This window comes from Pseudoalteromonas luteoviolacea S2607 (assembly GCF_001625575.1).
Taxonomy (GTDB): Bacteria; Pseudomonadota; Gammaproteobacteria; order Enterobacterales; family Alteromonadaceae; genus Pseudoalteromonas; species Pseudoalteromonas luteoviolacea_E.
Genome location: NZ_AUXV01000004.1, coordinates 116,244 through 141,283 on the forward strand (window position 1 = coordinate 116,244; position 25,040 = coordinate 141,283).

Genomic DNA, 25,040 nt, shown 5'->3' on the forward strand with positions numbered 1-25,040 from the left:
TACGTATCTCTGCCTCACAAGACAAACCGAGATGAAATTACAGAGTCAGTAAGGAAATATGAAAACAGTTTTAATCGTGGATGACTTAATTGATGTGCGTTTAAGTGCACGTATTGTACTGGAAGCCTATGGTTATCATTGCCTTGAAGCAGATCACCCAGATTCAGCGATTACAGCAATCAGACAGAATCAAGTCGATCTGATATTACTTGATATGAACTTCAGTCAAGATACGACTTCGGGCCAAGAAGGACTCGCGTTTTTGACTCAATTGAAGTCGCTGAACTACACCATTCCTGTGGTTGTGATTACCGCTTGGGCAAAAATAGATTTAGCTGTTCAAGCGATGCAGTATGGGGCATGTGATTTTGTCGAAAAGCCTTGGCAAAACAGCCGATTGCTAGAGGCAGTTCAGAAGCTACTACCAGTAAACGTGAATAATAAACACATTGAAACGTCTCCACTCGCTTTTGAATCCAATAACAAGCAGTTGTTGGAGAAAGCTAGACGTATTGCCAAAACCAACGCCAATGTGTTGATCACTGGTGAAAATGGAACGGGCAAGAGCATGTTAGCTGCATATATTCATCGGCATAGTCAGCGTAGCGCGCAAGCAATGGTCAGCGTTAATATGGCTGCTATACCCGAAAACTTGTTTGAAAGTGAGCTATTTGGCCATCGAAAAGGGGCATTTACGGATGCGAAAGAGCACCGTAAAGGGCGTTTTACCTTGGCAAATGACGCAAGCCTTTTTTTAGATGAAGTAGGGTGTCTGCCAATAGGGCTACAAGCTAAGTTGCTACGAGTACTTGAAACTGGCGAGTATGAAGAGGTGGGAGGCTCTACCACGCTTAAAAGTAATGCGCGGATCATATCTGCGACTAACGCAGATTTAAATAAGCTGATTGAGCAAGGCACTTTCCGCCGAGATTTACTATTTAGATTGAATACGCTGGTGATTGAACTTCCTCCTTTGCGCGAGCGCCTTTCTGAATTACTCGAATTTGCTGCATTCTTTGTTGAGTCTCATGCAAAAAAATATGGGTTAGCTGAACTGACTTTAAATGAACAGGCTGGTAAAAAGCTATTGTCGTACCATTGGCCAGGTAATATCAGAGAGCTGTCTCATGTGTTAGAACGCGCCGTGATCATGGCAGACGAAAATACAATAGGTGCACATGATATTGTTCTTGATACCCAAGGAGAAGAATCAGGTACGCTGCCGTTAATGAGTTTAGAAGAAGCTGAACAAAAACTCATTATCAAGGCCATAAGTCATTTCGATGGGCACGTAGTTAAAGCAGGGGAGTTTTTGGGGTTGAGCAAGTCAGCCATTTATCGTCGAATTGAGAAGTTTAATATTCAAGTGAAGGAAATATGATGAGGATTTCATCTAATTCACTTGAGGCAAACTTGACTCAGTTTTTTGCGGTACCGATAGTGACCATTGCGATTATGGTAATTGGCATTTCTCTTTATTTTACTTTGGATTGGCTAGAAATGTTGACCTTGATGATGGCAATATTACTCCCTTGTGTATTTGCATTATACAAAGCTTATCAAAGTGTTTTTAATACGATTGACAGAATTGCAGTGCAGCTCGATAGCATTGCCAATGAAGAATTTACTGTTTGGCAGCTAGCTCAATATCGACAGGGCAGTATTGCAAACCTAAAAAGTGACTTAAAAACAATAGCGCAGCGGATCCAAAACAAACGCTACGAATATGCCCAAAATGAAGCATTTGTTTTTGACTTTATCAATGAGTTGGAATTACCGATATTAGTGCTCGATCATCATTATCAGGTATACCACTTTAACGCGGCTGCCAAGGAGTTTTATGAAGATCTTCAAATTACAGGGCTTGGTATTGATGCACTTAAATTAGAGCGCAATGGCGGTAAGTGGCAGGTGAGCCATAAAAATCAACGCTATAAAGTCGTTGAGCATGAATTGTATCGAGGCGGGCGCAAGTACCATTTAATGGTGTATGTCTCAATTGAACTATCGTTAAGACGCAACGAGCAAGAGGCATGGCAAAAGCTTGTGCGTGTGCTCAATCATGAGGTCAGAAACTCGCTTACACCGATTTATTCCATGGCCCAATCTCTTAAAGCGCTTCCTATACAAGATGGATCTGGGTTAAGAGATACCATGCTAGATGTAATTGAGAAGCGCTCGGAGCATTTACTTGGATTTGTGGCCAGCTATTCGAAGCTGTCTCAATTACCCACCCCTAACAAGGTGTCTATATGTTTGATTGGGTTGAGTGACAGGCTGCAAGCTTTATTTCCAAAGGTGATCGTGAGGCGTTCATATGAAGGTGAGCAGCCCATTTATTGTGATGTTGAGCAGCTAGAGCAAGCTTTACTGAATTTGGTAAAGAATGCAGAGCAAGCGAATGCACTAGCCGGAGAAAGTGAAATTACTTTGGCAATTGGCCGTAGCGATAAATATTGGCATTTAGATGTAATTGATAATGGTATCGGTGTTGGGCAGTCGGATAACTTGTTTGTGCCGTTTTACTCTACTAAAGAACAAGGCAATGGTATTGGGTTGGTATTGAGCCGTGAAATTGTGCGTGGTCAATTGGGAGAGTTGACCCTAGAGAATAGGCAAGATAAGCAAGGTGCAATTGCGCGCATATCTCTGCCTGTGTAAAGTCTTGCGTATTTGCGATATGTTTAAGTGTTATGTAAGGCCTTTGAAGCCGAAAATAACAATGAAAACCAGCCTCGAGGACTTGTGAGGCTCGTTGATGCTGATAATGCTAGAGCTGCGCTATGGGCTCAAGCCCAGCGCAGTCGTTTATGATCTACTAGCTAGATTTTCGCTACGTTTGTTGGCCAAGGGTCTTCGAATGTGCCCCCATTTCTCCAAAAGTTGAGTTCTTCGTCGGTTAAAAAGCAGGCTTCTAAGGCCTTTACAAAGTTCGAAGCTTCGTCTTTTTGACCTATAACCGTGAGACGACATCGCCTATCGCCAAATCGGCTATCAATCTTATCGATTTTCTTTTTGAGGATATCATAGTGCGCTTGTTCAAGGTCTTGCGTTTCATCTTTTAATATAGGCGCACGCCAAAAGCCGATGACTTCCAAACCGACACTGCCATTTGCCTGACTCCAAAGTAAAGACATGTCATCTCGAGTGGGCAACCAAAAGAAACCTTTGCTGCGAAAGACGCCATGTGTAAGGTGCTTGTGGCAAACCTCCCACAAGCGAGTTGGGTGAAATGGTCTATCGTCTCGCATCACTTTGGAGACAATTTTTTGATTCTCTTTGCCAGAAAGCGTAAGAGGTGCGTTAACGGTACTACGAAGTTCAGTGATCAGCTGTTCAACTAAAAAGAAGTTGTAGTCAGGAAATTGATGAAATTGTGCTACGTCCATATTACCCCAAGCAGTGCCTGAGATGGCTGCGTATGGATTAATCGGATGAATAGCTTGTGCAATCTGCTCTACAGCTTTGTCGGTGATCTTATCTGTTTTGGTCAAAAATATCTGGTTTGAAAACAGGATTTGTTCTACCAGTAAATTTTCAATCCCTCTTACCTGATTACTTAAGTTTTCTTGCCATTTTGGCACAAGGGATTGAGCGAACTGGTAGTCGTCCTTGAGCCAAGTGGCATCGACCAATGTCACAACCCCTTTTAAGGCAAAGTCTTTGCTACCTTTAAAAAACTCAATTAATGGGAGTGGGTGGCTGCTACCTGAAGTTTCAATGAGGATCCACGGTGGTTGCGCTTGTTTTTTCAAAGCTTTTAGAGCGGGTTTGAGCTCTTTTAGGCCCTTTGCACTGCTGATACTGTGACCACTGATGGTAAAAAAGTGATTACTTTCATCGTCGAAGACCTCTGTATTTTTGATGAGGACGCCATCTACATCAAGCTCACTCATATCATTGACAATGACACCTGGTATGACGCCACTTTTAGCTGACTGAGATAGAAGACTACGCAGCAGTGTGGTTTTTCCTGAGCCTAAAAAGCCATGCAAAATAGTAACTGGAATTGACATCAACTTTACCTTTTTACACCAAAAACCGGTTTCTTAGGAAAACTGAACGTTCAAAAGATACGGGTTGGTGTTTGATTGGAGTGGGTTTAAAGGTGGTATGTTATAACATAAGCTGGAGCGTCTGTAGTTTAGATAGCAATTTTATTTGGTTACATTTGATTTTTGATTGGCATTTGGGGTTTCTGAGGCTTGTCTTACTTGAATATTGCCAGGTAAAAGTGTTTTGAACGCGAATCTAAAATCACCCACCGTACTTGCAATACTTGAAATTTATAAACTGTGAACAAACCTTAATAGTATTACGAATCGGTATTTAAGCTTTAATTAACCGAAAAGTTTGATCTCGGAGCACAATTGCGCTTAAAGGAGAAACACATGAGCATGTTTCATATTTGCCACCCAATAGAAGACTGCCACTGGCCCCCTCATGATGATTTACCGACCGATAGGCAGCGTACGTCGTTATGTATTGTAAAAATGAACAGACCAAAGTTTAAGTGTCAATTTGACGGGCAGTTTCGTGTGTTTGCGTTACCAAAAGAGTTTGCAGCGCAATTACATGCATATGTATGATAAGTCTGTATACCTGATATAAACTGATGTTTATACAAGAAAGGGAGAAATGATCAATGAGTGTTGTATATCGAATATTAATTGCTTTGGTGTTATTGATTTGCGCTATTAGCGCGTATAGCTATGGAAATAGCGCAGGCCTTTTTGGCTTTATTATTCTTGGCTTTGTGTTTGAAGGCGCATTTTGGTTAAAGCTATTTGGCAGAAAAAAGAGCGAAAATAAAGTTCATTAGGTTTAAACCTGTTTAGCTAGACACATATTGTGTGACACGACTAATGCTTGATACAAAATAAATAAACGCGCTCTTTAAAGAGCGCGTTTATCGAAATTAAAAGAGATACTGATATAAAAACCCAGCGCTAATCGCCATAGACAAAATCACAAATAGAAATGCCCAGATCATTTTATTTTTGAAAATTGACTTAAGTAGTATCACTTCCGTTAAACTTGCACCGGCACTTCCAATAATCAATGCCATTACCGCGCCAAGCCCCATTCCTTTTGCCGCAAGTGCAGCGCTTAACGGGATGACTGCTTCAGCTCTTATATATAATGGAATGCCGATCACAGCCGCAAAAGGAATAGCAAAAGGGTTACTCTCACTGGCTACACTCGCGACAAATTCAGTTGGCATAAAGCCATAAATAAGTGAACCTAGGGCGATGCCTGTGAATAAATACGGTAATACCTTTTTAAAATCTTCCCAAGTGCTTCTCCAAATTTTTAACCATCTATTTTCGGGTTGAGCATTGTTACCACAAGTCGATCCACATCCTTTTTTATCAGGCTCAACATAAGCTTCCGGTTTGACATATTTTTCAAACCCAAGTTTTTCAAGTGCTATTCCTGCAATAATTGAAACTCCCATTGCTATCGTGAAGTAAAACAAGGTGACGTTTACACCAAACGTAATCGCAAACAAACCAATAATAATCGGGTTAAGTAAGGGGCTGGCGAACAAGAAAACCATCATGGTTCCGAACCCTGCTTTGGCGCGAAGAAGCCCTTTTAAAAATGGGATCGTAGAGCATGAACAAAATGGTGTGATTGCGCCAAGAAAGCCGGCAACAATATATCCTTTACCCCTTTTGCTGCTCAAGATGCTCTGTATTTTTGCTGGCGGTATGTACGCTTGCAAAACGCCAACTATATAGCTAATAAGCAAAAAAAGTAGGGTGAGTTCTACAGCTAAAAAAGCAAACATGTTGATAGTACTGACTACCATTTCGTGATTTATAGACATATTTTTAATCCTATATTTCTAGTAATGTCGAAATGTTAGGGCGTGTTACTGGACGTGTCAATATATTTCTAGTAATATCGAAATGTTTTTGGAGAACATTGATTATGACAACTGAAGAAATTGCTAAGGCATTTAAAGAGTTAGGCCATGCAACTCGATTATTGGTTTTTAAAAGATTGGTTAAAGCTGGCGAAAGAGGCGTGAGTGTAGGTACCTTAAAAGATGAGTTAGATATTCCAAACTCTACGTTATCGCATCATATTTCCAGTCTCGTATCTGCGGGCCTTATAAAGCAGCAAAGAGAAGGTCGAGTACTATATTGTTCAGTTGAATACGATAAGTTACTTTCCGTCATCGCTTTTTTACAAGATGAGTGTTGTATTGACGAGACCAAGTAACCAAGCCTTCTATTAAGTATAATGATTGCAAGGTTATTAGCTGTGTCTACATTTGTTAGGGCAGTGCCGCTTTCGTTGATTTTGTCTATTTACCCGAAAAAAGTGACGTGTTTATTTGGGGTTAGCAGCATTAAGCCTCAAAACTTCACTGTCTAGTATGCAAGCTTTTCAGTTACTAAATTAGCGTCGACCACAGTCAGCACAATTGGCTTTACGTTCTTGAAGATCCGAAGTCTCTTTGTCGACACGGTTTGATGAGCGCATATCTTCAGTATGCTTTTTACGGTATTCAATCAGGTTGCCTTGTTTATCGATATCGTACTGGCAGCAGGTATTGAATACATCATGCAGCTCTTTTCGGGCTTTTTGCACTTGAGACTTTAGTGTGGAGTAACTAACATCCATTTCATTTGCCAGCTGTTTTTGTGTTTTACCCTCTAACTCAATGACCTCAAGAAGAAAGGCACTTTGCTCGGGTAATTCTTGGATAAAAGGCTTTATACACTGTGCGAGCTCTTTTTTGACGTTACGCTCTTCTTCGGTGTACCAAGACACTTCTTGTTGGGCATTATTATTCATGCCATTTTTTCGATAGTAATCAACCACGGTGTTGTGGGCAATTTGAAATAGCCAAGCTTTTATACTGGTTGGTTTGTGTAAGTTTTCAATAGCTAAATGGGTTTTAAGTAATACGTCTTGTAGCAAATCTTCCACGTCTTCTGGGTTTGCGACTCTTGTGTGCAAAAATGCTTTTAAACTTTGTCGGTATTGGGCCCAAATTTGTTCAATGGTCATATCGTCATCTCAAAAACGGCAGCACAGAAATATGCTGCCTGAAAAGTTTAGCAGCATCCTGCTTTGGTAACAGGTTTGGTTTTTTGTGGCGACTCTAATATATCCGCCAAGCCTTTGCTATTGTTGATCAGCGCTTGTTGCGCTGCCTGACGTTCACTGTATCGGTCAACCATAAACTGCTTATTGTCTCTGGTAAGGTATGTGAATCGCATTAGCTCTTCCATCACGTCTACAACCCGGTTTCTAAAGTTACTGGCTTTCATCGTGCCATCATGGTTGAATTCATTCATTGCCTTGGCTATTGAAGACTGGTTTGGGATAGTAAGCATACGCATCCAACGACCTAAAATTCGCATGTTGTTCACAGCATTAAAACTTTGAGAACCGCCACTGACTTGCATTACTGCCAGTACTTTACCTTGTGTAGGACGAACTGCGCCCAATGATAATGGGATCCAATCAATTTGATTTTTCATTACTGCAGACATATTGCCGTGCAACTCGGGCGAGCTCCATACTTGCGCTTCTGACCAGTTTACCAGTTCTCTGAGTTCTTGTACTTTTTCATGTTCGACGCTGTCGCCATTATCAAAGAGTGGCAGATCAGTCGGATCAAAGAGTTTCACTTCGGCGCCCATATGAGTAAGTATACGCTGCGCCTCCAGCGCTGCCTTCTTACTGTAAGATTGCTCCCTGAGTGACCCATATAAGATTAATACACGGGGTTTGTGAGTGCTTAACGGCGTTGTGGGTGGAAGTAGGCTAAATTCGACATTGTTCAGGTATTTCATATACGTCTCCTAAATTAATCACACTCAATAAGACGCGCCGAATTAAAAAAGGACGAAATAAAGATTCACATTTTTAAAATTTATTATATAACAGTGGCTTATTTAAGGTGGACGCCTTGTTTTGATATTGGCATAGTATGAAACATACACGGGCAACATTAAGCGAATTTCTTGTGGTTTTGATAGGTGGTGATCTTATCGACACATAAGTACGTATTGGCCAGCAAAGTATAGGAAACGAGCATGCGTGCACTAACAATATTTTATGACGGTACCTGTCCACTTTGCGTGAAAGAAATGACCGCGCTTACCAAAAAAGACACACACCAACAAATTAAGACTGTTGATATTTACTCTGAAGAATTTAGCCGTTATGAGAATATAGATCCCGACAAGGCCAACACGATTTTGCATGCACTGGATAGCGAGGGCAATTTAATACTCGGCCTAGATGTTACGCACAAAGCATGGCAGTTGGTTGGTATGGGTTGGTTATATGCGCCGTTGCGTTGGCCTGTGATAAAACCCTTTGCGGATAAACTGTATTTATTATTCGCTAAGAATCGATATCGAATTTCATACTGGCTCACAGGAAAATCTCGTTGTGAAAATGGTGTCTGTAAGCGATAGACATCTGTCGTTAGAACACCCTTATTCAATTTTGCATAACATTAGAAACGATGTGTTTTGAGGTTTTGTTAGGTGTATATAGAGCTAGAAGTAACCTAACTATCTAATAATTATAGATAAAAAAAGAGTCTGTTAGAATGAGAAAAAAGTCAGAAGATAAGTTTGTCAGTTGTGATTAACTAAGGCCATATGGATTTTACCAAGGCTTTTTATGAATCATCTTTGTGGTATTCGAATAGTTATCGTGACTGTATTTGTGCTGACGCTTCAGGCTTGTTCAACAGACTCAAACGCAGTTCCTCAGCAAAAACACATTAATGAGTTTAATTGGCATCTTTCTGCCATGCTCCCATCACCCCTTCAAGAAGTTTACCCAGCGGTTTTCAATAATAGAATCGTAGTAGCGGGAGCTTTTGAACAAACCCAAGTGGAGCGGGCTGCACTCGCATACCTCAAAGCGTCAGATCAAACTTATATTTTTGATCAAAATGTTCAAAACTGGAAAAGAGGCCCAGTTTTGCCCGAGCCGCGTCATCATCTAGGGCTTGTTACAAATCACGATAAGCTATACGCAATTGGAGGATTTAATGCAACCAAGTCAGATGCTTGGCAGGTTAAGTCATCGGTATTTGTGCTGAACCAAATTGGTGGCGCATGGTTTAAAGGGCCTGAATTACCGATTCCAATGGGAGAGTCTGTGTATGGGGTGATTGATGGTCAAATTCACGTTGCTGGCGGTCGCACGAACAGAGGTGGAATGTTGGTTGATACTAACGAGCATTGGGTACTTAAATCAGATCAATGGCATAAAGCTGCGCCGCTGCCTATTGCCAGTAATTCGGCCGCTTCTGTGGTGTTGAATAATCAGTGGTATGTTATGGGGGGAAGAGTGAATGCACTGGATTTCAAAAACCTCAACGGATTATGGCGTTACAATGCTAAGACTGACCAATGGGAACAATTAGCGTCGATGCCGCAAGCCAGTGCTGGGCTTGCAAGCACAGTACTTGATGGGAAAATTTATGTTTTTGGAGGCGAAGAGTACTCTTTCACAACGGACTTGGGTGGGCAACGGGAAATGAGAACGCGTACCTTTGATAAGGTCTGGCGCTATGATCCACGTTCAGATGAATGGTCAACTATGACCCAGCCCATGACGTCGACACGCCATGGGCTGGGTGCGGTCACCTTAAACAAACAAATTTATTTGTTAGGCGGAGCAGAAGAGGCAGGTGCCACGGGCACTACTGCCATTGTGGAGCGCCTCTCACTAAATTAATCACAAATGAAGTTACTGCAAAATACGCAGCGTCAAATCTTCAATTAATCCCGTTCTGTCCATTTGGGCTCTGTATACGAGCTCATTTGGTATATTGAGTTCAGGCGCGTGTTTACTGCTCCAGATTATCATTTCAAGCAGTATGGGTAGCATGTCTATTCCTGCACCTGTTAGACGATAAATCTTTTTTCTCTTGTCTTTTGGGTCTGACTGCTTAGTGATTAATCCATCACTTTCTAGCTTCTCTAGTCGGCTCGAAAGAATATTCGTCGCCATTTTTTCATCTGAATTCTGCAAGTCAGAGTATGTATGCTTACCAAAAAACATCAGATCTCTAATGATCAGCAAACTCCACTTGTCTCCTACATGATCTAGCACATTGGAGATAGGGCATTGTGAGCGTGTGGGCATAATGTGTCTCTTCGAAGATTATTTCCAGATCATAATTCACTTGCATTTTGCAATCAAATAATTTAACTTGCATTTTGAAAGTTAAATGTGAGCGTCATTGATACGCAAAGAACAGAATTGGAAAGCCAAATGCAAACACCGAACATAGATATTACGAAATTGATTAAATCTCATTGGAGTGAAGCACAGAGCGCAAAAGCTCAAGCGGTTATTGAATTTGTGCAGCTACTCATGAACGATCATAACTTTGATTTGATCACCGCTCGTTACAGCGAAAACACATACAAGCAACACAATAGAAGTATGGCTGACGGTATTTCGGGTGTTGTTGCCACATTGCGAGACTTTACAAAACTAGCACCGGAATTTAGCTACGATGTCAAGCATGTCTTTGTTGATGGTGATCATGTGATTGTGCACTCTCATGCTACGTTAAAAGCGAAACATCGAGGCGATGAATCTAAAGGAATGAACATCATTGATACGTGGAAGGTAGTTGATGGCAAACTCGTAGAACATTGGGATTCGATTCAGGCACTTGACCTGTCTATGCGCTTATACAACCTTTTTGCTGGTGGTAAAGTTAAAAACTCAAACGGTGTGTTTTAAGCATTGATTTGGTGATACACAGGGTCTATTTGTATCACCAAATCAATAGGTGGGGTTGAATATCAGCGCGATGCAATTACCTGTTGCAGAAAACGTGATAAGTTATCCTTTTGATATTCTTCCATCGAAGCATAAAAAGCAGCTCCAAGCAGAATGACCGTAGTGACTGAATACATAAGCGTTTTTTTTATTTCACTCTTCACTTTTTATTTTCCTTTCTGTTTGTGAAATTTTGAAAAGAGACTTTGATGATGTTCAATTGCATCAGACCTGAATTACCAAGCGCTTGTTCAATCTTTTTGTGATTTATTTATGAATAAATTACACAAAGCGTGATCCAAATATCTGTTTGTGACGTTTTAATACGTGAAGGGTTTGAAATGCGCTAAGCGCAATAGGAGTCCACCCCTTCGCCACGGCACTGAATACGCGCTCTTTTGAGCGCGTTTCTCTTTTCTAGCATACCTAATTTATGTCTGTCCTTTTATCTTTTTTGCGTCTTTATTAATAGCCCTAAACTTAGGTACAATCATACAAGAGAAGAAGCAAACGTTGTCAAAGGTACATTGTGAACTGATAAGTTTACTCATTAGAGTACTCAAACCTTTGTAAGTGGAAGTATGTCGTGTCACAAATAGAAATAAAGGAAGTAACGCAGTATAGCCAAGAAGCTGCGCAGATTGCGAAGTGGTATTTTGAGCAATGGGATAGTCATCGTGCAGATGCTAGTTATGATGAAGTGTTGGCACTTGTCACATCTACAGATGATAAGGTTGGGTTTTACGCATGCCTTGACGGTGCGCTTGCAGGGGCTGCGGAGATAAAGTATCGACAAGGGCGCGCATGGCTTGATGGCGTTTATGTTGATGCACAATATAGAGGGTTGGGGATTTCTAATGCGTTAGTCGATTACGCAAAAATGAAATCTACAAGTCTAAACTGGCAACCACTTTATTTAAAATGCGAACCGCATTTGGTGCGCTTGTATGAAAAGTGTGGGTTCAAAGTGATTGCAAAGGATGGTGAAAAATCAATCATGACATATGAATGATGGTGGTCGGCTAATGCGTTAGCCGACCAAGCGGTTAGTGGCTATCCGTGATATCCATGTCTGAGTCTTTTGTTACTTCTGGCATGTTTTGCTTTAAAGCCTCTTTGTCACGGATATTTTTTTGAACTGCAACGGCAGCGTAGAGGCTCATCAAATAGGCGATGCCATAAAACCCTTTTTCACTTAGTAAAAGGTCCGCGTTAAAAAGGCCAACACCCAATAAGACAATCGCAGCGGCAGTCGATATTATACTAAGTAGTTGATAAGTTTTTGAAGTCGGGATGTTTTCTTGTTTATCACGGATGCTTTTTTGTAATGATACTGCTGAAAATAACCCATACATCAATACAATCAAGTAGTAACCTTTTTCGTTCAATAACATCTGCGCGTTAAATAGGCCAAGCATATAGGTAGCAATCCCTATTACTAAGACTGCGAGTGACGCAATACTAAAAGCTTTACTGGGTGTATGTAGTGTGTTGTTTGATTGTTCCATGATTAAATCTCCTGTGAATTCTGAATATTGCTTAGCATATTTGGTGTGATAACCGCCGAGTGGGCGAGTAAATTATGATTCGCTAAGTAATCTTTAATAGTCGTAAAAGTCGCAATCTTGACCTTGCCTTTGTGGTCTTTTTTGTAAATTTCATCTTTGAACACACTGCCTAAAAATAGCTTAAATGGACTGACAGACAGCGGTTGAGGCTTGAAATACGCTTTCGTATTTGCTTTTAATTGCGCCATATTGGTTGTTTTGTAAAGGGCCGCATTAATAATGTTTAGTGTATGCTCTGTGCAATTTTGTCTCTGATTGTTAAATGGGTTAGCAATGAGTGAATAGTGCGGATTATGCACTTTGCTTGGAACATCATTGTTGATGGCGTCCAATATTTGCTTTTGCACGGGTAAAGTGGGAATAGCAATGCCTGCCTTTAGCTCATCTACCGCCCAGAAAAAGTCCGTTGGGTAATCGATAATTAAGCTGCTTTTCGCTGGGTCATCATACAATTGATATAAATTATGTATTGCATAACCAGGTTTTTTTTCACCGTTTGCCATGGTAATTTGTGAATATACAGCAAGTGCAACATGCGTAAATTCTACGCCTTCAGGCAAGGTATCTTGCGGTTGCCCTACTCTTGCAATAACAAAGACATGAGCACGTTTCGCTGCACTGTAACGTTCTACTTGTTTTGCAAAATTAGCGATTTCCTTGGGTTGAAACTTAGGTTCACCGGTTTGTGTACTGCCTGCATGTACTTGAGCGCTTTTTAGTGAAAGTGCAACAAACACAATTGATAAGAATTTACGCATGGCTATGACTCCCTACAATGACTCTGAAGGGGGAGGGCCTGCGATAACCACTTCTTCGCAAATTGGCAAGGGCTTATTGCTCGATGCGTCCATCATTGACTCTGCAACAGATACACTTGCAGATCCCGCACTCATTGCCAGTCCGCCAGAGATGGCTAGGGGAATTGCAACCACTGCTGTTGATACTTGGGCACCAGCGACCGCGCTATCACCGATTGTCAGTGCACTGTATTTACTTCCTTGGCTAGCATGATGGCTTGCATTTGAGGCATTGTCAGAGGCTAGGGTCTGTGGTGCCATCTGCATAGCCAATAAAGTCGTGCTTACTAACAGCGTATGTTTTAACTTTTGTTTTAGCATGTGAAAACTCCAATTTCTCGTTGATGGTTATTAATCTAGCAAGCTGGTCGGAGTTGTATACCAATTAGTAAATTGTATTAATATTAGAAACCAAAGGTATCAATTTTTAATACTATGAGTCAGATCCCATTAATTTCGAGTACCATTAAACAGCTATTAAAACAGCGTAAACTCACTTACAAAGATGTGGCCGTTCACCTTGAACAGAGCGAAGCGACAATCAAACGGATGTTTTCAAATGAACAGTTCTCGCTTAATAAACTAGAGAGCATTTGCGAGTTATTGCAGCTCACTCTTTGTGACTTATTTGAATTATCTCAAGCTCAACAGGCCCAAATTAGCCAACTTACTGCGCAGCAAGAGCAAGAGTTAATGGACAATCCAAAACTATTCTTAGTCGCAGTGTGTGTACGAGATGGGTGGTTGTTTGAAGACATTATTCTGCATTATCAAATTGAAGAATTAGAGTGCATCAGGCTGTTAGCAAGGCTGGATAAACTGAATATGATTCAACTTTTACCGAACAATAACTACAAGCTTCTGATAGCACAGGACTTTAGTTGGATCCCTGGCGGGCCTTTAGAGCGGTACATTGAACAACAAGTGCTGGGAAAGTTTCTACAAGGTGACTTTAATCAAGAAGATGGCTATCGATTTTATTTGAGGGGGAGTTATAGCGATGCAACTATCTCTACTATTAAACGTCGATTACAGCAGTTGACTAAAGAAGTTGCTCAACTTAATGAGCAAGACATTAAATTACCTTTAAACAAGCGACAGGGAGTAGGCTTATTGTTAGCAATGCGCCCTTGGCAGTTGGGTCAGTTTAAAGACATGTTGAGAAAACCATCAGATCCTAACAGTAAAGAAAGCTGATTTTCATTTATTGAGTAAATTGCAATCAGTAGTTCCTCTAATGGGATCTTATGTTGAAAAGGTATAGATAATTTATTCCTAAGTAATTCTTTGTACTTAATTCGTATGCAATTTTTACAAAATTAGCCATTGTTATTAGAGTGTAAAAATCAACATTGATTAATTTTTTCTAATTATTTAGTATTGAATTTATTGGCTCTCAAAGCAGAACAAAAATTAATAATAAACGCCGTTTTAGTGCGAAACGGCTTGATGGGTCTTCTATGGAACAAAATAGCTCTTTCGCTCAATCGGCAAACTGCTTGAAGCAGGCTGTACCTTTTATGGTTAAGTACCAAATACCACTGTCGCCAATGAATTATGCGATTTGGTATTGTTACGTTTTAGGGAAAGAGCCAGAATTAAATAAGAAGCTAGAACAAGTACTTGCTGAGCATGGTACTTGCCCTCCTGCACAGGCAAAAACTTTATTCGATGAGTTTTTAAGTGAGCAAGATCTTGCATTATTTCATGAAATGTCTGATTTAGTGAAAGACACATTAAATAATGTTGAGGCTGAAATTAACAATACGCTAAGCCGCTCAGAAGATTTTTCTGCTGTATTGTCTGAATGCCATGTCGGATTACATCAACTCAAAAAGCAGAATGTTGAGGCTGGGCCTGAAATCTATAATGATGTGCTCAACTACGTTTCGAAGCTTACGCAAGAATCAATCGTTATGCAGCACAATGCCTTATGCTTTCAAAAGAAGTTAGAAGTCGCTTACAGTGAGATTAAACAGCTTCAAGAGACGCTTACTGATGCACAGGCGAAAGCAAGCACCGACAAGCTAACAGATTTATATAATCGTGGTAAATTTGACGATGATATTGTCAAGTTCTGCAATGAGCCAAGTTCGTTTCAAAAGGTCATGATTTTTATAGACATTGATCATTTTAAGCAGTTTAACGATGAGTTTGGTCATCAGCGTGGTGATGACGTACTTCGTAAAGTGGCTCAAAAGTTAAAGTTACACACTGATAAACAAGGGCAAGCATACCGCTATGGCGGAGAAGAGTTTTGTATTTTAATCTCATTTTCGAGCATCAGCGAGGCTGTAGGGTTTTCAAATAAAATCCGAGAGGATGTTGCAAAGCTTTCTATTAAGGACAAAGAATCGGGTGAAGTTTTAAAACACATTACTGCAAGTTTCGGTATTGCGCTTTACGGTAAAGAAATGAGCTGGCATAGCCTTGTTGAATGTGCCGATAGAGCGTTGTATTTGGCTAAATCTCATGGACGTAATCGAGTAGAAGTTGCTGGTTAATCGCAAATTTACCTTATAAGGCCTCTAAGAGGCCTTCAAATTACCTTTCTGTTATTCTTTTCTAAATAAAACTACCCGATTTCACATTCTGCTGATTGAATTTTATACACCTATAAATCAACACATTAGACCAGTTTTACTTAAACTTTAGATGCATTTTAGTTAATAAATAAGTAACAAAATTGTTTATAAAGTTTGATTTTTGAGTATTTACTTGATAAACCTTGATGAGTTGAACACGAAGTTATGTTGTGTGTTGGCGTATTGGATACAACAATAGGAGCATAAGTAGTGAAATTATCAAACCACATACTCATTATTAGTTTTTTAGTAACGATACTGAGTGTCAGTTCGCACACTCAGGCAAAAGCATACAAAACCGTTTTAATTCATGGTTTTCAAGCCCAACAATTATTTACCATTGATTCGGGCAAGTTAGAAAGTGACGCAGAAGCTTATTGGGCTGATTATTGGGGCTCGCTTGCGGATGAGCGTATCGACTGGCCGTCATTTGAACGTGTTGAAGGTAAGATCGCGAGCGATTATCTTTGGCCCAAATTAAAGTCTATGTCTGAGCAAGGTACATGTGTACCTGGGTGTATATTGCTCACCCACTCTACAGGAGATTTGATTGCAAGATATATCATCGACAATCAAGCAAACTGGCTAGAGAATGCTGGGCTGCAACCCCTTAATATTGTCGCAACATTTGATGTAGCAGGTGCAGGTGGTGGAAGTGAACTTGCTGATGTAGCAGTAAATGTCGCAAATGGTGCATCTAATCCCCTTACAGAGGCTGCTATCAGAGCTTGGTTAGGGCGTTCAATCGGCGAAACACTTGGTGTATTAAACGATTTAAAAGTAAATAATGCTCGTCAAATTGCAAGCTTTCCAGATAGTCGTACACCAAGATTACGTTTTGTAGCCGATGGTGACTTATTCCTAGGCGCGACAAAACTATTTCTACCAGGTAAAGATGACAGCGTTGTGGCTACGCACTCGGCTTGTGGCGCAAATCAGGCAGGATCTTTTGATAGCTGTAGTTTGAATATTGCGACAGATGGCAAAGTAGCCTCTCAAGACAAAGGGGTAAGACATTTCTTGCCTTATCATTACCCGATGCTCATGAGTGATAACTATGACCATCTTTCAATAATTATCGATAATGCAAAGGGTAAAGTCACTGCTGCGAATACGGTTATCGATATTGCCCCAAATAAACGTGTTGCCTTTGATACCTATACAAAAAATGAAGGCTTTTGGCTGTGGAAAAAGCAATACACGTACGTAAGTAACTCAGATAACCAAAGCATGTCTGCGTTGATGTTTGCAGCTTTGCCTGAGTAAAAAGTCATGAGAATTTTGGCTTTGTCGATGATGATAAGTGCGTTAATCGCACTTATCATCTGGTTTTCTATGACCCCAGATGTCAGCGCGGAGTCGATAGTTTTAGGGGAAACTAAACTGGTGGAGAATAAGCCTAAAGCGGCTAATGAAGCGAGTGAAAGTAAGGTCACTGAAAGTACACCCAACGAGCCAATAGAAAAGATGCACGTTGAAACCGCTGCGCAGAACATCGCGATTGGCTACCGCGAATCTTTAAAGTTTGCACCATACTCACAGCCGCTTACAGTTAATGATGAAGATAGACTTAATCCCAATAAGTTTATACCTATTTCAACTCCTTTATTCGGTGAAGAACAATCTATTTCGTTATCTTTAAATAAGTTTAGGTTTATTAAACCGGAGCCTGTCGAGGTATGGGTAGAAGGGGAAGGGATTGAAAAAGCACAAGTACAAGTTGGCCTTGTAGGCGAAAAGAAAGCAATTCATCGCGCAGAAATGCAAGTGATTGGGGGGCGAGCGCAAATTAAGCTGGAGGCTAAGCAAATACCTTTAGGCGACATCAGTATTAAGGCTATTGCGGATGTTGGCGGCGAAGAAGTGATTTTGGTCGCCCATGCCAAATACATGCAACCGAGTGCGCGATTACGAGGTGTTGCTAGTACAAGGATAGAGCAAAGCGACTTAGTGATATCATTACAAATGGATGTTCAGGAAGCTGGTATTTATCGTGTGCGTGCAAACCTCTATGATGGAGAGTTACCGCTGGCACACTTAGTTGGCAAACGTAAATTAGGAGAGGGTGGGGAAATCATCACACTTAGAGCACATCAAAGCGTTATTCCAAAAAGTGTAGAAGCACTTGCACTGAATACCTTTGTCGTTGAGCGCATGTCGTCTGTTCCAGGCGAGGGCACTCGTTACGGCACAAGTGATATCATGGAAGCTGCATTAACGGATGTAGATATTTCAAAGTTAGATCGCACACCTTATGCTCCCAGTGAAAAAGAGCTGGCAAGTTTAGCGTTTTTAGAAAAATTAGCGGGGGCTCAAAACTAGTATTCGAATGTAAAGATGACAGTGCTTGCTAGCTGTGTTTACCGATGGTTTCTTCATTCGAAAAGTGGTGCGAATTGCGCACCACGTTTGGTTCACTATTGAGCCATTGGATGCTTACTGTCGATTACGCTAGTGTGCGGGAAGTTAGCTTTATCGCTACCATATTTTATTAGTCCAAACAAAAATAAAAGCATAGACGAAATAGCGAAGACTGCACCTACCTTGGCAACATCTGTCGAGCCAAATAGGACAAATATAGCCATGCCCCCGGACAAGAAGAGTACGGCTAAGTGGGCACAGTAAAAATGCAGTTTCGCTAATTTGGTCGAAGCTAATTTCGGAAGAACAAAATAGACGATGCCAAAAATGGACATCGTGACCCATCCGAGTAAATTTAAGTGACCATGAGCGGCCTTAAATAAATAGTCGCTGGTAGCAGCCATATAGACTCCCACAGACATGGCAATGAGCCCGTAAAATGCGGCTGATACCATGAACTTTATTCCTAGCTTATTCATCAGTAACCTCTATTCTAAATATACGGGTTATTTACGCACATTCATCATTTGTTCAATGGCGCGACACTTCAGGGCTATGTGTTCAATGACAACGGCATCTGAAAGTTGCGATAAGTAGTTTATTGTTGTGCAGATATCTTGAGGGTCTATCATCTGATCGTCCGCAAGCCCTGAAGGTTTACCCATATCTGTATTGACAACATCAGGACACAGTGTGGTCACTTTGACACCAGTCTCCAGAAGCTCTTTTGCCAGAGATTGTGCATAGCCAACAAGTGCAAATTTACTGGCAGCATAGCCACCCACAGGAGCAAAGCCCTGTAGACCTGTAACCGATGAAATAAATACGATTCGTCCATTGCTTTGTTCTATGTCGGGCAAACAAATATTGGTTAGTTGCTGTGCGCCTACAACATTCACATCGAAGAGTTCATTCAATTGGGCTTTTGCAACGATACTGGTTCCATAGTGAAATATGCCAGCGCTATGAACGAGTAAATCCAAGCCACCCATCTGTTTAATTGCCGATGAGATTTGATCCGATGATTCTGTTACGTCACGAATATCACAGATAATCGTGGCAATTTTAATTTTGTATTGGGCGCATAGTGTGTCTGCCAAGTCTTCAATTTCAAGCTGGTTTCTAGCAACAAGAATGAGGTTGTTTCCCTGCTTTGCTAACGAGCTTGCGACAGCTTTTCCGATGCCTCTATTTGCCCCGGAGATCAATGCTACTTTGTTCATTTTAATTTTCCTTAGTTATCTTGACTCGCAAAGTGCTGGATGCAATTTATATTGCAAAGATCGTTGCCTATGGGTTGAATAAGAATCTGCTTCAATAGCGCTCTTGAAAGTGTGTTCTGATACCCAGTGTGCGACATTTATCAAGTTGTACTTGGGGTGGGGGGTCAGCGCTTGGAACAATCTAGCATGCACAAACCCTGGTTTATGGATCAAGTCGTCTTTTGCTTTATTCCACATATCAATTACATCGGGTACTTGCTGTGTAGTGATTTCAAATGGGTTAATGAGCCAACAGCCCGATTCTAACGTGTCTTGAAGTTGGCCAAGTTCAATGGCAATACGACACGCAATACGTTCATGAGCACTGAAAAGGTTTTGGTCAATATTATTGCTAATATTCTCGACACCTTGCTTGACCTCTAAGCCTTTATATACGACCAACACGTCATAAAATGCATCCTTAACCTCTTTAAATTTGCTATATATCTCTATGCTAAGATCATCATTATCAGGGAGGTTGCTGGATAAACATTGACACAACTTGCGCTTATCATCAGTTGTATAAATATCAATGATGTAATTCATGATACCCTCTAGCTTGGCTGTTGGTCAGGGAGCACAGACAAGAGTTTGTTGGATAGATATAAAGAAAAGTTATCTTTAAAATCGTCGACTATCTTGAAAAACTCCTCGGTTTTTAGCGAGGTTGAAAATAACTCCGCGGATTTCCATTCGGGCATGTTTATAAATTTTATGTCCGAGCTAGGATCGACTGTTTGGTATAAATGAGCGCTAACGTAACCATTTTTATCTTTCATGAAATTTTTTGCGTTATTCCACATAGAAGCGTAAGCATCCATACGCTCTGGCTCTACGGTAACGACATCCACCAACACCATGTTTTTATGACCAATCGTATTTAGTTCTTCTTGGCGTGAATCTGAACTTCTAAGCTCTGAGGTGAAAGCAGTAAATTTAGCGTTACTTTTTTCAAGTAAAGCTTTGATCTCAGAGTTAGACTTAACAGCAGATCTCGCATTGAGCCATGACGCTTGATCCTTCCACTGGGTAAAGCTAGTCAATTGGTAATCTGCGCTAGGGTGAATAGACTCAAATGTCTCATAAAGGTTCGCTGCGATAAAGCCGCTATGTTTGCTTAGCTCTTTGCTAACGGTTTCCCATAACAGACGAGTGTGTTCTTTATCTTCTGTTTCTATTAAATCTATAACTTGGATCATGCTGGAATTTCCTTTTTTGTAGTTGATACGACTGAGTTTGAAAAGCAAATTGAGAATGTATCTTCAAACTGTGAAATGATTTCTTTAAAGTCTTTCCCTTCAAATTGATTCATAAACAAAGCTTCGCTTTGCCAGTTAGCGCGACTGAAGAAGTAATATTGAGCTGTATCGTCTAATCGTTTATATAGCCGAGCGTTCACAAACCCCTGTTTTTCTAACATGTGCTCTTTTGATTTGTCCCACATGGAGGCATTGATATCAGACTCTTTTTCACTTATCCGGTAAGGGTTTGTAACGACTAAATTTGTGTGTGCTTGATTGATACCAGCTTGAGCACCGGCATTGATAACTTCATAAATATTGTTGTGCGCAAGCAATTGGCCAGAAGGTAAGAACGCATATGTGTTTTCATCACCAGTGCTTGTTTGGTAACTACGTCGATCTGCCCACTCGATAATACTGACTAGATCGTACCTGCTACGGTTGATATTTTTATATACTCTTAGTAATTCAGCAGATTGAAAACCTTCTATCTTCTTAAGTTCTTCTACACATTTTTCCCAAGTAGCTTGGCAATCATTCGGCAGGTTAGTATTTAATAGATCAATCCTATATATCATGATGCTAATCCTTTTTTATTTCAGGTAAGTTACAAATTGCTATTTCGCTGGTGCTATCAAATCCGCCTTTTAAAAGGCCTAATTCCTTAATCTTAGTAAATGTAATTTCAAGCTCTTTTATACAAGACCAAGTGGCAATGTTTATATAGTTAAAATTTTGATTTTTGTTTTTTGATTTATATAACCTGAAATCGACAAATCCCGGGCTTTCTTTCATATGGGGGAGAACTGAAAAGAATTGTTCTAAAAATTTTTTTGAATCGTTGTTTTTAATTTTGCAAAGCGTTATTACACAAAATTCGGCGTAGTTAATTTTGTTTTTAATAACGTATTTGTCAACTAGTTTGTAGAGTTCTTTACTATTTGATAATTTTCCTTTGTTAAAGTGGAACTCATTATATTTAGAGTTGCCATATTTGTGTTCGCCTTTAAATTTTCTCTCTAATTTTGTGATTTTTAAAGGCGAAGTAACTTTGTTTCTATCCATTGTTAAAGTTATTCTTACAGGCATAGTATTCTCAATAGGTGAGTAATTTATGCCAAATAAGGTAACGTATTATTTGTTAGACTATAACTGCTCCACAGTATAGTTTTTAGCAATCACACATCGTTTATTGATTTTAAAAGTTCCAGAAGCGCTTTTTGGTCTTTTTGTTCTAATTTGTGTAAAACCTGCTTGTTAATGTTTGTTGCAATTTGGGTCAGGGGAGCCTCTAGCTCACGGCCTCTTTCGGTAAGAAAAATCCTAAAAACTCTGCGATTGCTCGGGTCGAGTCTGCGCTCTACCAAACCACATACTTCTAGTTTATCTAGCACTCTAGTCGTCGTGTAATGGTTTGTTTGACATCCATTGGTAAGATCGGTTTGAGTTTGACCTTCCTGTTCCCATAAAAGCATTAAAGTTGGCCAGTACGCCAATTTTAGATCAAACTTCTTGAGCTCTTCCTCTAGCTTAGATGCCATTATTTTACTTAAGACCGCGATATGCCATCCTAGACTGTCATTCTTTGAAAATTTATCCAAAACAATACCACCTCAAAAAAAGTTGATGTAGATCATTAATTTGCTCATTAAAAAGTGGCAAAAAACTTACCAATTTTGTGATGAACCCTCATGTATAACAGGCCCGCCATACATTTAGAGTAAGTGTACCACATGATTGAGCAAATGATAATTTAGCATTTACAACTATTGCAGATGCAAATGTTGTGGTTATAATTAAAACAGTCTCTACACAATTTAGAAACACTTTCCATACAACGTGAACAAATGGAGATATGTTCTGCTTTCGTTGCTGTAGGGATAAAAAGGGAACTACTTAAAAGAGTCAGTTCTGAGCCAAATACTAGCTCTTAGGAGAAAACCATGAAGGACAATATGACAAAACGCCAAAAGCAAGTTTTAGACTTAATTCTGCAGGGTTATAACAATCGACAAATTTCCAACCAGCTTTATATATCACTTAGTACAGTGAAATTTCATTGTAATAATTTATATAAGCTTTATGGAGTAAATAGCCGATTCCAAATGTTTCAAAAGGCTATTAATAACGATAGTAGGGTATAGCAATGAAAGCAAAAAAAATCGCACATAAAGTGGCCGGCGGGATAGCGCTTATGACATTGTTAGTTTTTTTGTCAGCAACTTTGTATTCTGAATTGATAGGCAATTATGCGTTGATCGCAAAGGTGAAAAGTAGCATCTTGTCGCCTGGTTTATTTATACTAATACCATGTTTAATAGTGACCGCTGGGTCAGGGTTTAACATGGCTAAAGGAAGTAAAAATAAGAAAATAAAGGCCAAAGCTAAAAGAATGCCGTTTATTGGCTTGAATGGTTTACTTGTTCTAGTTCCTTGTGCTTTATATTTGAATTACTTAGCACAGTCTAGTTTGTTTGGATTCGAGTTTTATTTAGTTCAATCAGTGGAGGTTGTTGCTGGGTTAGTTAATATATCACTAATTTCTTTAAACATTAGAGATGGGTTGCGATTGAGTAAGAGGCCAACCCAAAAAGAACAACCTGCAATTTAGAAACTTAAAATGTTTTAAACTAAAAGGCGCGCAAGCGCCTTTTTTATTGCCTGAAAAACAGTACTCCCGACCAGTTGTTTATTCACTTCATTAATTAAATAATTTTGATATCAATTAAAAACAGGAATAACCATGAAAACGAATCATAATATAAATGTAAATTGTGAAGCTGATGTCGCATTTTCTTTTTGTTTAAATGTGGAAAACTGGCCATCAGTATTTCCGCCTTGTTTGGCAGCCAATGTGATATCTGAAACGCAAACAGAGCAGGTAATAGACATAACCGCAATTGCGAATGACAGTATTTTGTCTTGGACTTCAATGCGCGAAATTGATCGCCAAGCCAGAACTATTTCTTTTAAACAAACTAAGCCATCGCCACTTTTAAAATATATGCAGGGTACTTGGCAAGTAAACGTCCAAGAAAATGGTTGCTCAATCGAGTTGATACATGAGTTTGAAGTGAAAGAGGCCGTTTCTGGCTTGGTGGAGGGTGTTGAGACTCGCGAACAAGCCCACAGCTACATGCTCGAATGTATAGAGCGCAATAGCAACAAGGAGTTGGGCGCCATTAAAGAAGCTATTGAAAAACAGGCGCTCAGTCATGAGTTTGAAGCGACGATGACGTTACCTTATACAAAGTCTGCAGTATTTCAATTATTGAGAGATGCTAAGCATTGGCCACAGCTACTTCCACATTGCGAAGAAGTGCAAATGCATTACCAAGACCATGAAAATCAAGAATTTACCATGGTTGTGAAAGTTGAGGACAAAGAAGAAAAAATTCGCTCAATTAGAAAGGTTGAAGGTGGCAAAATTTCGTATTTTCAACCATCACCACCACCCGCGCTATTAGAGCATCAAGGCTATTGGACCGTGAAAGAAGTCGAGAAAGGCGTAGAGATTACTTCTTGGCATAACATTGTAGTGAATGCCGATTTTTGGACAGACACTGCCGTTGATCAAGCTAAAGCAAAAATTGAAACCGCAATTAACAACAACAGTATTGGCACTATGAAAGCCATCGACTCAAGTTTAAAAGGAACTGAACATGCAACAGCGTAACGTACTAATTACAGGGGCTTCACGTGGGATAGGTAAGTCCATCGCAGAGTTTTTTATTAAAAATGGTGACAACTGTATTTTGGTTGCTAGAGATAATACGCGTCTACAAAGCGTCGTTAAAGAGTTAGTGACCGAATCATCTACAGTATCCGGGTTTTCTTGTGATGTTGGCAATGCTCATCAAGTGATGGAGCTATTCACTAGCGTGGAAAGAGAATTTGGCCACATTGATATATTGATAAATTGTGCTGGCCGCTCAGGTGGTGGTGTGACAGCCAATATTACAGATGAGTTGTGGCTTGAAACTATAAATACCAACCTAAATGCGGTGTTTTTTGTAACTAGAACCGCTTTGCAAAAATCACTTATTAAAGCGGGTGGTAGCATTATTAACATTGCATCGACAGGTGGTAAGCAAGGCGTTATTCATGGCGCACCTTACAGTGCTTCAAAACATGGTGTTGTCGGTTTCAGTAAAGCGTTGGGTTTAGAGCTTGCTCGTGCAAATCAAGATATTACGGTAAATGCAGTGTGTCCAGGCTTTGTTGAAACTGAGATGGCAGAGAAAGTACGTGGTAATTATGCGCGTATTTGGGATGTGTCAGTGGAAGAAGCAAAATCTAGGATTGAGGCTAGGGTACCCGTTGGACGATATATTGAGCCAAGTGAAGTTGCCGGTATGGTGCTTTACCTTGCTTCAGAGCATGCCAGAGGGATCACCGCGCAAGCACTGAATGTGTGTGGCGGTTTAGGCAATTACTAGGA

32 protein-coding genes are annotated in these 25,040 nt (G+C 40.2%); 17 read left to right on the top strand and 15 right to left on the bottom strand.

What is annotated here, in order from left to right; translation table 11 throughout:
• The first annotated feature begins 58 nt into the window (after window positions 1-58).
• Both N480_RS04445 and N480_RS04450 read left to right on the top strand, forming a co-directional pair.
• Window positions 59-1,381 carry a sigma-54-dependent transcriptional regulator gene (locus N480_RS04445; protein ID WP_063371336.1) on the top strand — a complete coding sequence of 441 codons (1,323 nt, stop codon included), beginning with the start codon at window positions 59-61 and terminating at the stop codon, window positions 1,379-1,381.
• Window positions 1,378-2,661, top strand: a complete 1,284-nt coding sequence (locus N480_RS04450; protein WP_063371337.1) for a sensor histidine kinase — start codon at window positions 1,378-1,380, stop codon at window positions 2,659-2,661. The genes N480_RS04445 and N480_RS04450 overlap by 4 nt, the downstream gene beginning before the upstream one ends.
• Window positions 2,662-2,822: 161 nt before the next feature.
• Here the strand turns inward: N480_RS04450 and N480_RS04455 are convergent, their stop codons facing one another.
• Entirely contained in the window at window positions 2,823-4,016 is a 1,194-nt protein-coding gene (locus N480_RS04455; RefSeq protein ID WP_196761448.1) for a CobW family GTP-binding protein, read from the bottom strand.
• Between the two features lie 375 nt (window positions 4,017-4,391).
• On the opposite strand from N480_RS04455, the gene N480_RS04460 reads away from it, so the two are divergent.
• Window positions 4,392-4,589 (top strand): hypothetical protein, encoded by a 198-nt coding sequence (locus N480_RS04460; RefSeq protein WP_063371339.1) that lies wholly within the window; start codon window positions 4,392-4,394, stop codon window positions 4,587-4,589.
• 56 nt (window positions 4,590-4,645) lie between these two features.
• Window positions 4,646-4,822, top strand: a complete 177-nt coding sequence (locus tag N480_RS25575) for a hypothetical protein (RefSeq protein WP_196761449.1) — start codon at window positions 4,646-4,648, stop codon at window positions 4,820-4,822.
• Between the two features lie 96 nt (window positions 4,823-4,918).
• Here the strand turns inward: N480_RS25575 and N480_RS04465 are convergent, their stop codons facing one another.
• Complete coding sequence (locus N480_RS04465; RefSeq protein WP_063371340.1) at window positions 4,919-5,833, bottom strand: permease; 915 nt, start codon at window positions 5,831-5,833, stop codon at window positions 4,919-4,921.
• Between the two features lie 104 nt (window positions 5,834-5,937).
• On the opposite strand from N480_RS04465, the gene N480_RS04470 reads away from it, so the two are divergent.
• Window positions 5,938-6,231: an ArsR/SmtB family transcription factor gene (locus N480_RS04470; RefSeq protein ID WP_063371341.1), complete on the top strand. Its 294-nt coding sequence runs from the start codon at window positions 5,938-5,940 to the stop codon at window positions 6,229-6,231.
• A 180-nt stretch (window positions 6,232-6,411) separates the two neighbouring features.
• Here N480_RS04470 and sigZ read toward each other — a convergent pair whose 3' ends face one another.
• Window positions 6,412-7,026 (bottom strand): RNA polymerase sigma factor SigZ, encoded by a 615-nt coding sequence (sigZ, locus tag N480_RS04475; RefSeq protein ID WP_063371342.1) that lies wholly within the window; start codon window positions 7,024-7,026, stop codon window positions 6,412-6,414.
• 47 nt (window positions 7,027-7,073) lie between these two features.
• Window positions 7,074-7,817: an arsenical resistance protein ArsH gene (gene arsH / locus N480_RS04480; RefSeq protein ID WP_063371343.1), complete on the bottom strand. Its 744-nt coding sequence runs from the start codon at window positions 7,815-7,817 to the stop codon at window positions 7,074-7,076.
• A gap of 243 nt (window positions 7,818-8,060) precedes the next feature.
• On the opposite strand from arsH, the gene N480_RS04485 reads away from it, so the two are divergent.
• Window positions 8,061-8,447, top strand: a complete 387-nt coding sequence (locus N480_RS04485; RefSeq protein ID WP_063371344.1) for a thiol-disulfide oxidoreductase DCC family protein — start codon at window positions 8,061-8,063, stop codon at window positions 8,445-8,447.
• 211 nt (window positions 8,448-8,658) lie between these two features.
• Window positions 8,659-9,726, top strand: coding sequence for a Kelch repeat-containing protein (locus N480_RS04490; RefSeq protein ID WP_081231741.1), 1,068 nt, complete (start codon window positions 8,659-8,661; stop codon window positions 9,724-9,726).
• A 12-nt stretch (window positions 9,727-9,738) separates the two neighbouring features.
• On the opposite strand, the gene N480_RS04495 is transcribed toward N480_RS04490, so the two are convergent.
• Window positions 9,739-10,137 (bottom strand): winged helix-turn-helix transcriptional regulator, encoded by a 399-nt coding sequence (locus tag N480_RS04495; RefSeq protein ID WP_081231742.1) that lies wholly within the window; start codon window positions 10,135-10,137, stop codon window positions 9,739-9,741.
• Window positions 10,138-10,266: 129 nt separating this feature from the next.
• Here N480_RS04495 and N480_RS04500 point away from each other — a divergent pair, with 129 nt between their 5' ends.
• Complete coding sequence (locus N480_RS04500) at window positions 10,267-10,746, top strand: ester cyclase (RefSeq protein WP_063371345.1); 480 nt, start codon at window positions 10,267-10,269, stop codon at window positions 10,744-10,746.
• 625 nt (window positions 10,747-11,371) lie between these two features.
• Complete coding sequence (locus N480_RS04505; RefSeq protein WP_081231743.1) at window positions 11,372-11,797, top strand: GNAT family N-acetyltransferase; 426 nt, start codon at window positions 11,372-11,374, stop codon at window positions 11,795-11,797.
• Between the two features lie 34 nt (window positions 11,798-11,831).
• On the opposite strand, the gene yiaA is transcribed toward N480_RS04505, so the two are convergent.
• The 3 genes from yiaA to N480_RS04520 are packed head-to-tail and all read right to left on the bottom strand — an operon-like array spanning window position 11,832 to window position 13,471.
• Window positions 11,832-12,293 (bottom strand): inner membrane protein YiaA, encoded by a 462-nt coding sequence (gene yiaA / locus N480_RS04510; RefSeq protein ID WP_063371346.1) that lies wholly within the window; start codon window positions 12,291-12,293, stop codon window positions 11,832-11,834.
• 2 nt (window positions 12,294-12,295) lie between these two features.
• Window positions 12,296-13,111 carry a DUF2145 domain-containing protein gene (locus N480_RS04515; RefSeq protein WP_063371347.1) on the bottom strand — a complete coding sequence of 272 codons (816 nt, stop codon included), beginning with the start codon at window positions 13,109-13,111 and terminating at the stop codon, window positions 12,296-12,298.
• Window positions 13,112-13,123: 12 nt separating this feature from the next.
• Window positions 13,124-13,471: a hypothetical protein gene (locus N480_RS04520; RefSeq protein WP_063371348.1), complete on the bottom strand. Its 348-nt coding sequence runs from the start codon at window positions 13,469-13,471 to the stop codon at window positions 13,124-13,126.
• A 114-nt stretch (window positions 13,472-13,585) separates the two neighbouring features.
• Between N480_RS04520 and N480_RS04525 the strand changes: the two genes are divergently transcribed.
• The 4 genes from N480_RS04525 (at window position 13,586) to N480_RS04540 (ending at window position 18,057) form a co-directional block, all read left to right on the top strand.
• A complete protein-coding gene (locus tag N480_RS04525; RefSeq protein ID WP_063371349.1) occupies window positions 13,586-14,347 on the top strand; it encodes a helix-turn-helix domain-containing protein in 762 nt (253 codons plus the stop codon).
• 263 nt (window positions 14,348-14,610) lie between these two features.
• Window positions 14,611-15,654: a diguanylate cyclase gene (locus N480_RS04530; RefSeq protein WP_063371350.1), complete on the top strand. Its 1,044-nt coding sequence runs from the start codon at window positions 14,611-14,613 to the stop codon at window positions 15,652-15,654.
• A 291-nt stretch (window positions 15,655-15,945) separates the two neighbouring features.
• Entirely contained in the window at window positions 15,946-17,001 is a 1,056-nt protein-coding gene (locus N480_RS04535; protein ID WP_063371351.1) for a hypothetical protein, read from the top strand.
• Between the two features lie 6 nt (window positions 17,002-17,007).
• Window positions 17,008-18,057 (top strand): hypothetical protein, encoded by a 1,050-nt coding sequence (locus tag N480_RS04540; protein WP_155732761.1) that lies wholly within the window; start codon window positions 17,008-17,010, stop codon window positions 18,055-18,057.
• A gap of 95 nt (window positions 18,058-18,152) precedes the next feature.
• Here N480_RS04540 and N480_RS04545 read toward each other — a convergent pair whose 3' ends face one another.
• The 7 genes from N480_RS04545 to N480_RS04575 all read right to left on the bottom strand — a co-directional run bounded on the left by N480_RS04545 (window position 18,153) and on the right by N480_RS04575 (window position 22,200).
• Window positions 18,153-18,575, bottom strand: a complete 423-nt coding sequence (locus N480_RS04545; RefSeq protein ID WP_063371353.1) for a hypothetical protein — start codon at window positions 18,573-18,575, stop codon at window positions 18,153-18,155.
• Between the two features lie 27 nt (window positions 18,576-18,602).
• Complete coding sequence (locus N480_RS04550; RefSeq protein WP_063371354.1) at window positions 18,603-19,319, bottom strand: SDR family NAD(P)-dependent oxidoreductase; 717 nt, start codon at window positions 19,317-19,319, stop codon at window positions 18,603-18,605.
• A gap of 15 nt (window positions 19,320-19,334) precedes the next feature.
• Window positions 19,335-19,904: an antibiotic biosynthesis monooxygenase family protein gene (locus N480_RS04555; protein WP_063371355.1), complete on the bottom strand. Its 570-nt coding sequence runs from the start codon at window positions 19,902-19,904 to the stop codon at window positions 19,335-19,337.
• A gap of 8 nt (window positions 19,905-19,912) precedes the next feature.
• Window positions 19,913-20,557: an antibiotic biosynthesis monooxygenase gene (locus tag N480_RS04560; RefSeq protein WP_063371356.1), complete on the bottom strand. Its 645-nt coding sequence runs from the start codon at window positions 20,555-20,557 to the stop codon at window positions 19,913-19,915.
• Window positions 20,554-21,177, bottom strand: coding sequence for an antibiotic biosynthesis monooxygenase family protein (locus tag N480_RS04565; RefSeq protein WP_063371357.1), 624 nt, complete (start codon window positions 21,175-21,177; stop codon window positions 20,554-20,556). Before N480_RS04565 ends, N480_RS04560 begins: the two co-directional genes overlap by 4 nt.
• Before the next feature lie 4 nt (window positions 21,178-21,181).
• Window positions 21,182-21,688 (bottom strand): antibiotic biosynthesis monooxygenase family protein, encoded by a 507-nt coding sequence (locus N480_RS04570; protein WP_063371358.1) that lies wholly within the window; start codon window positions 21,686-21,688, stop codon window positions 21,182-21,184.
• An 89-nt stretch (window positions 21,689-21,777) separates the two neighbouring features.
• Complete coding sequence (locus N480_RS04575; protein WP_063371359.1) at window positions 21,778-22,200, bottom strand: MarR family winged helix-turn-helix transcriptional regulator; 423 nt, start codon at window positions 22,198-22,200, stop codon at window positions 21,778-21,780.
• A gap of 354 nt (window positions 22,201-22,554) precedes the next feature.
• On the opposite strand from N480_RS04575, the gene N480_RS25985 reads away from it, so the two are divergent.
• The 4 genes from N480_RS25985 to N480_RS04595 all read left to right on the top strand — a co-directional run bounded on the left by N480_RS25985 (window position 22,555) and on the right by N480_RS04595 (window position 25,038).
• Window positions 22,555-22,743 carry a response regulator transcription factor gene (locus tag N480_RS25985; RefSeq protein ID WP_227008523.1) on the top strand — a complete coding sequence of 63 codons (189 nt, stop codon included), beginning with the start codon at window positions 22,555-22,557 and terminating at the stop codon, window positions 22,741-22,743.
• A gap of 2 nt (window positions 22,744-22,745) precedes the next feature.
• Window positions 22,746-23,210: a hypothetical protein gene (locus N480_RS04585; protein ID WP_063371360.1), complete on the top strand. Its 465-nt coding sequence runs from the start codon at window positions 22,746-22,748 to the stop codon at window positions 23,208-23,210.
• A gap of 132 nt (window positions 23,211-23,342) precedes the next feature.
• Window positions 23,343-24,275: an aromatase/cyclase gene (locus N480_RS04590; RefSeq protein ID WP_063371361.1), complete on the top strand. Its 933-nt coding sequence runs from the start codon at window positions 23,343-23,345 to the stop codon at window positions 24,273-24,275.
• Complete coding sequence (locus N480_RS04595) at window positions 24,262-25,038, top strand: SDR family NAD(P)-dependent oxidoreductase (protein ID WP_063371362.1); 777 nt, start codon at window positions 24,262-24,264, stop codon at window positions 25,036-25,038. Before N480_RS04590 ends, N480_RS04595 begins: the two co-directional genes overlap by 14 nt.
• Window positions 25,039-25,040 lie beyond the last annotated feature (2 nt).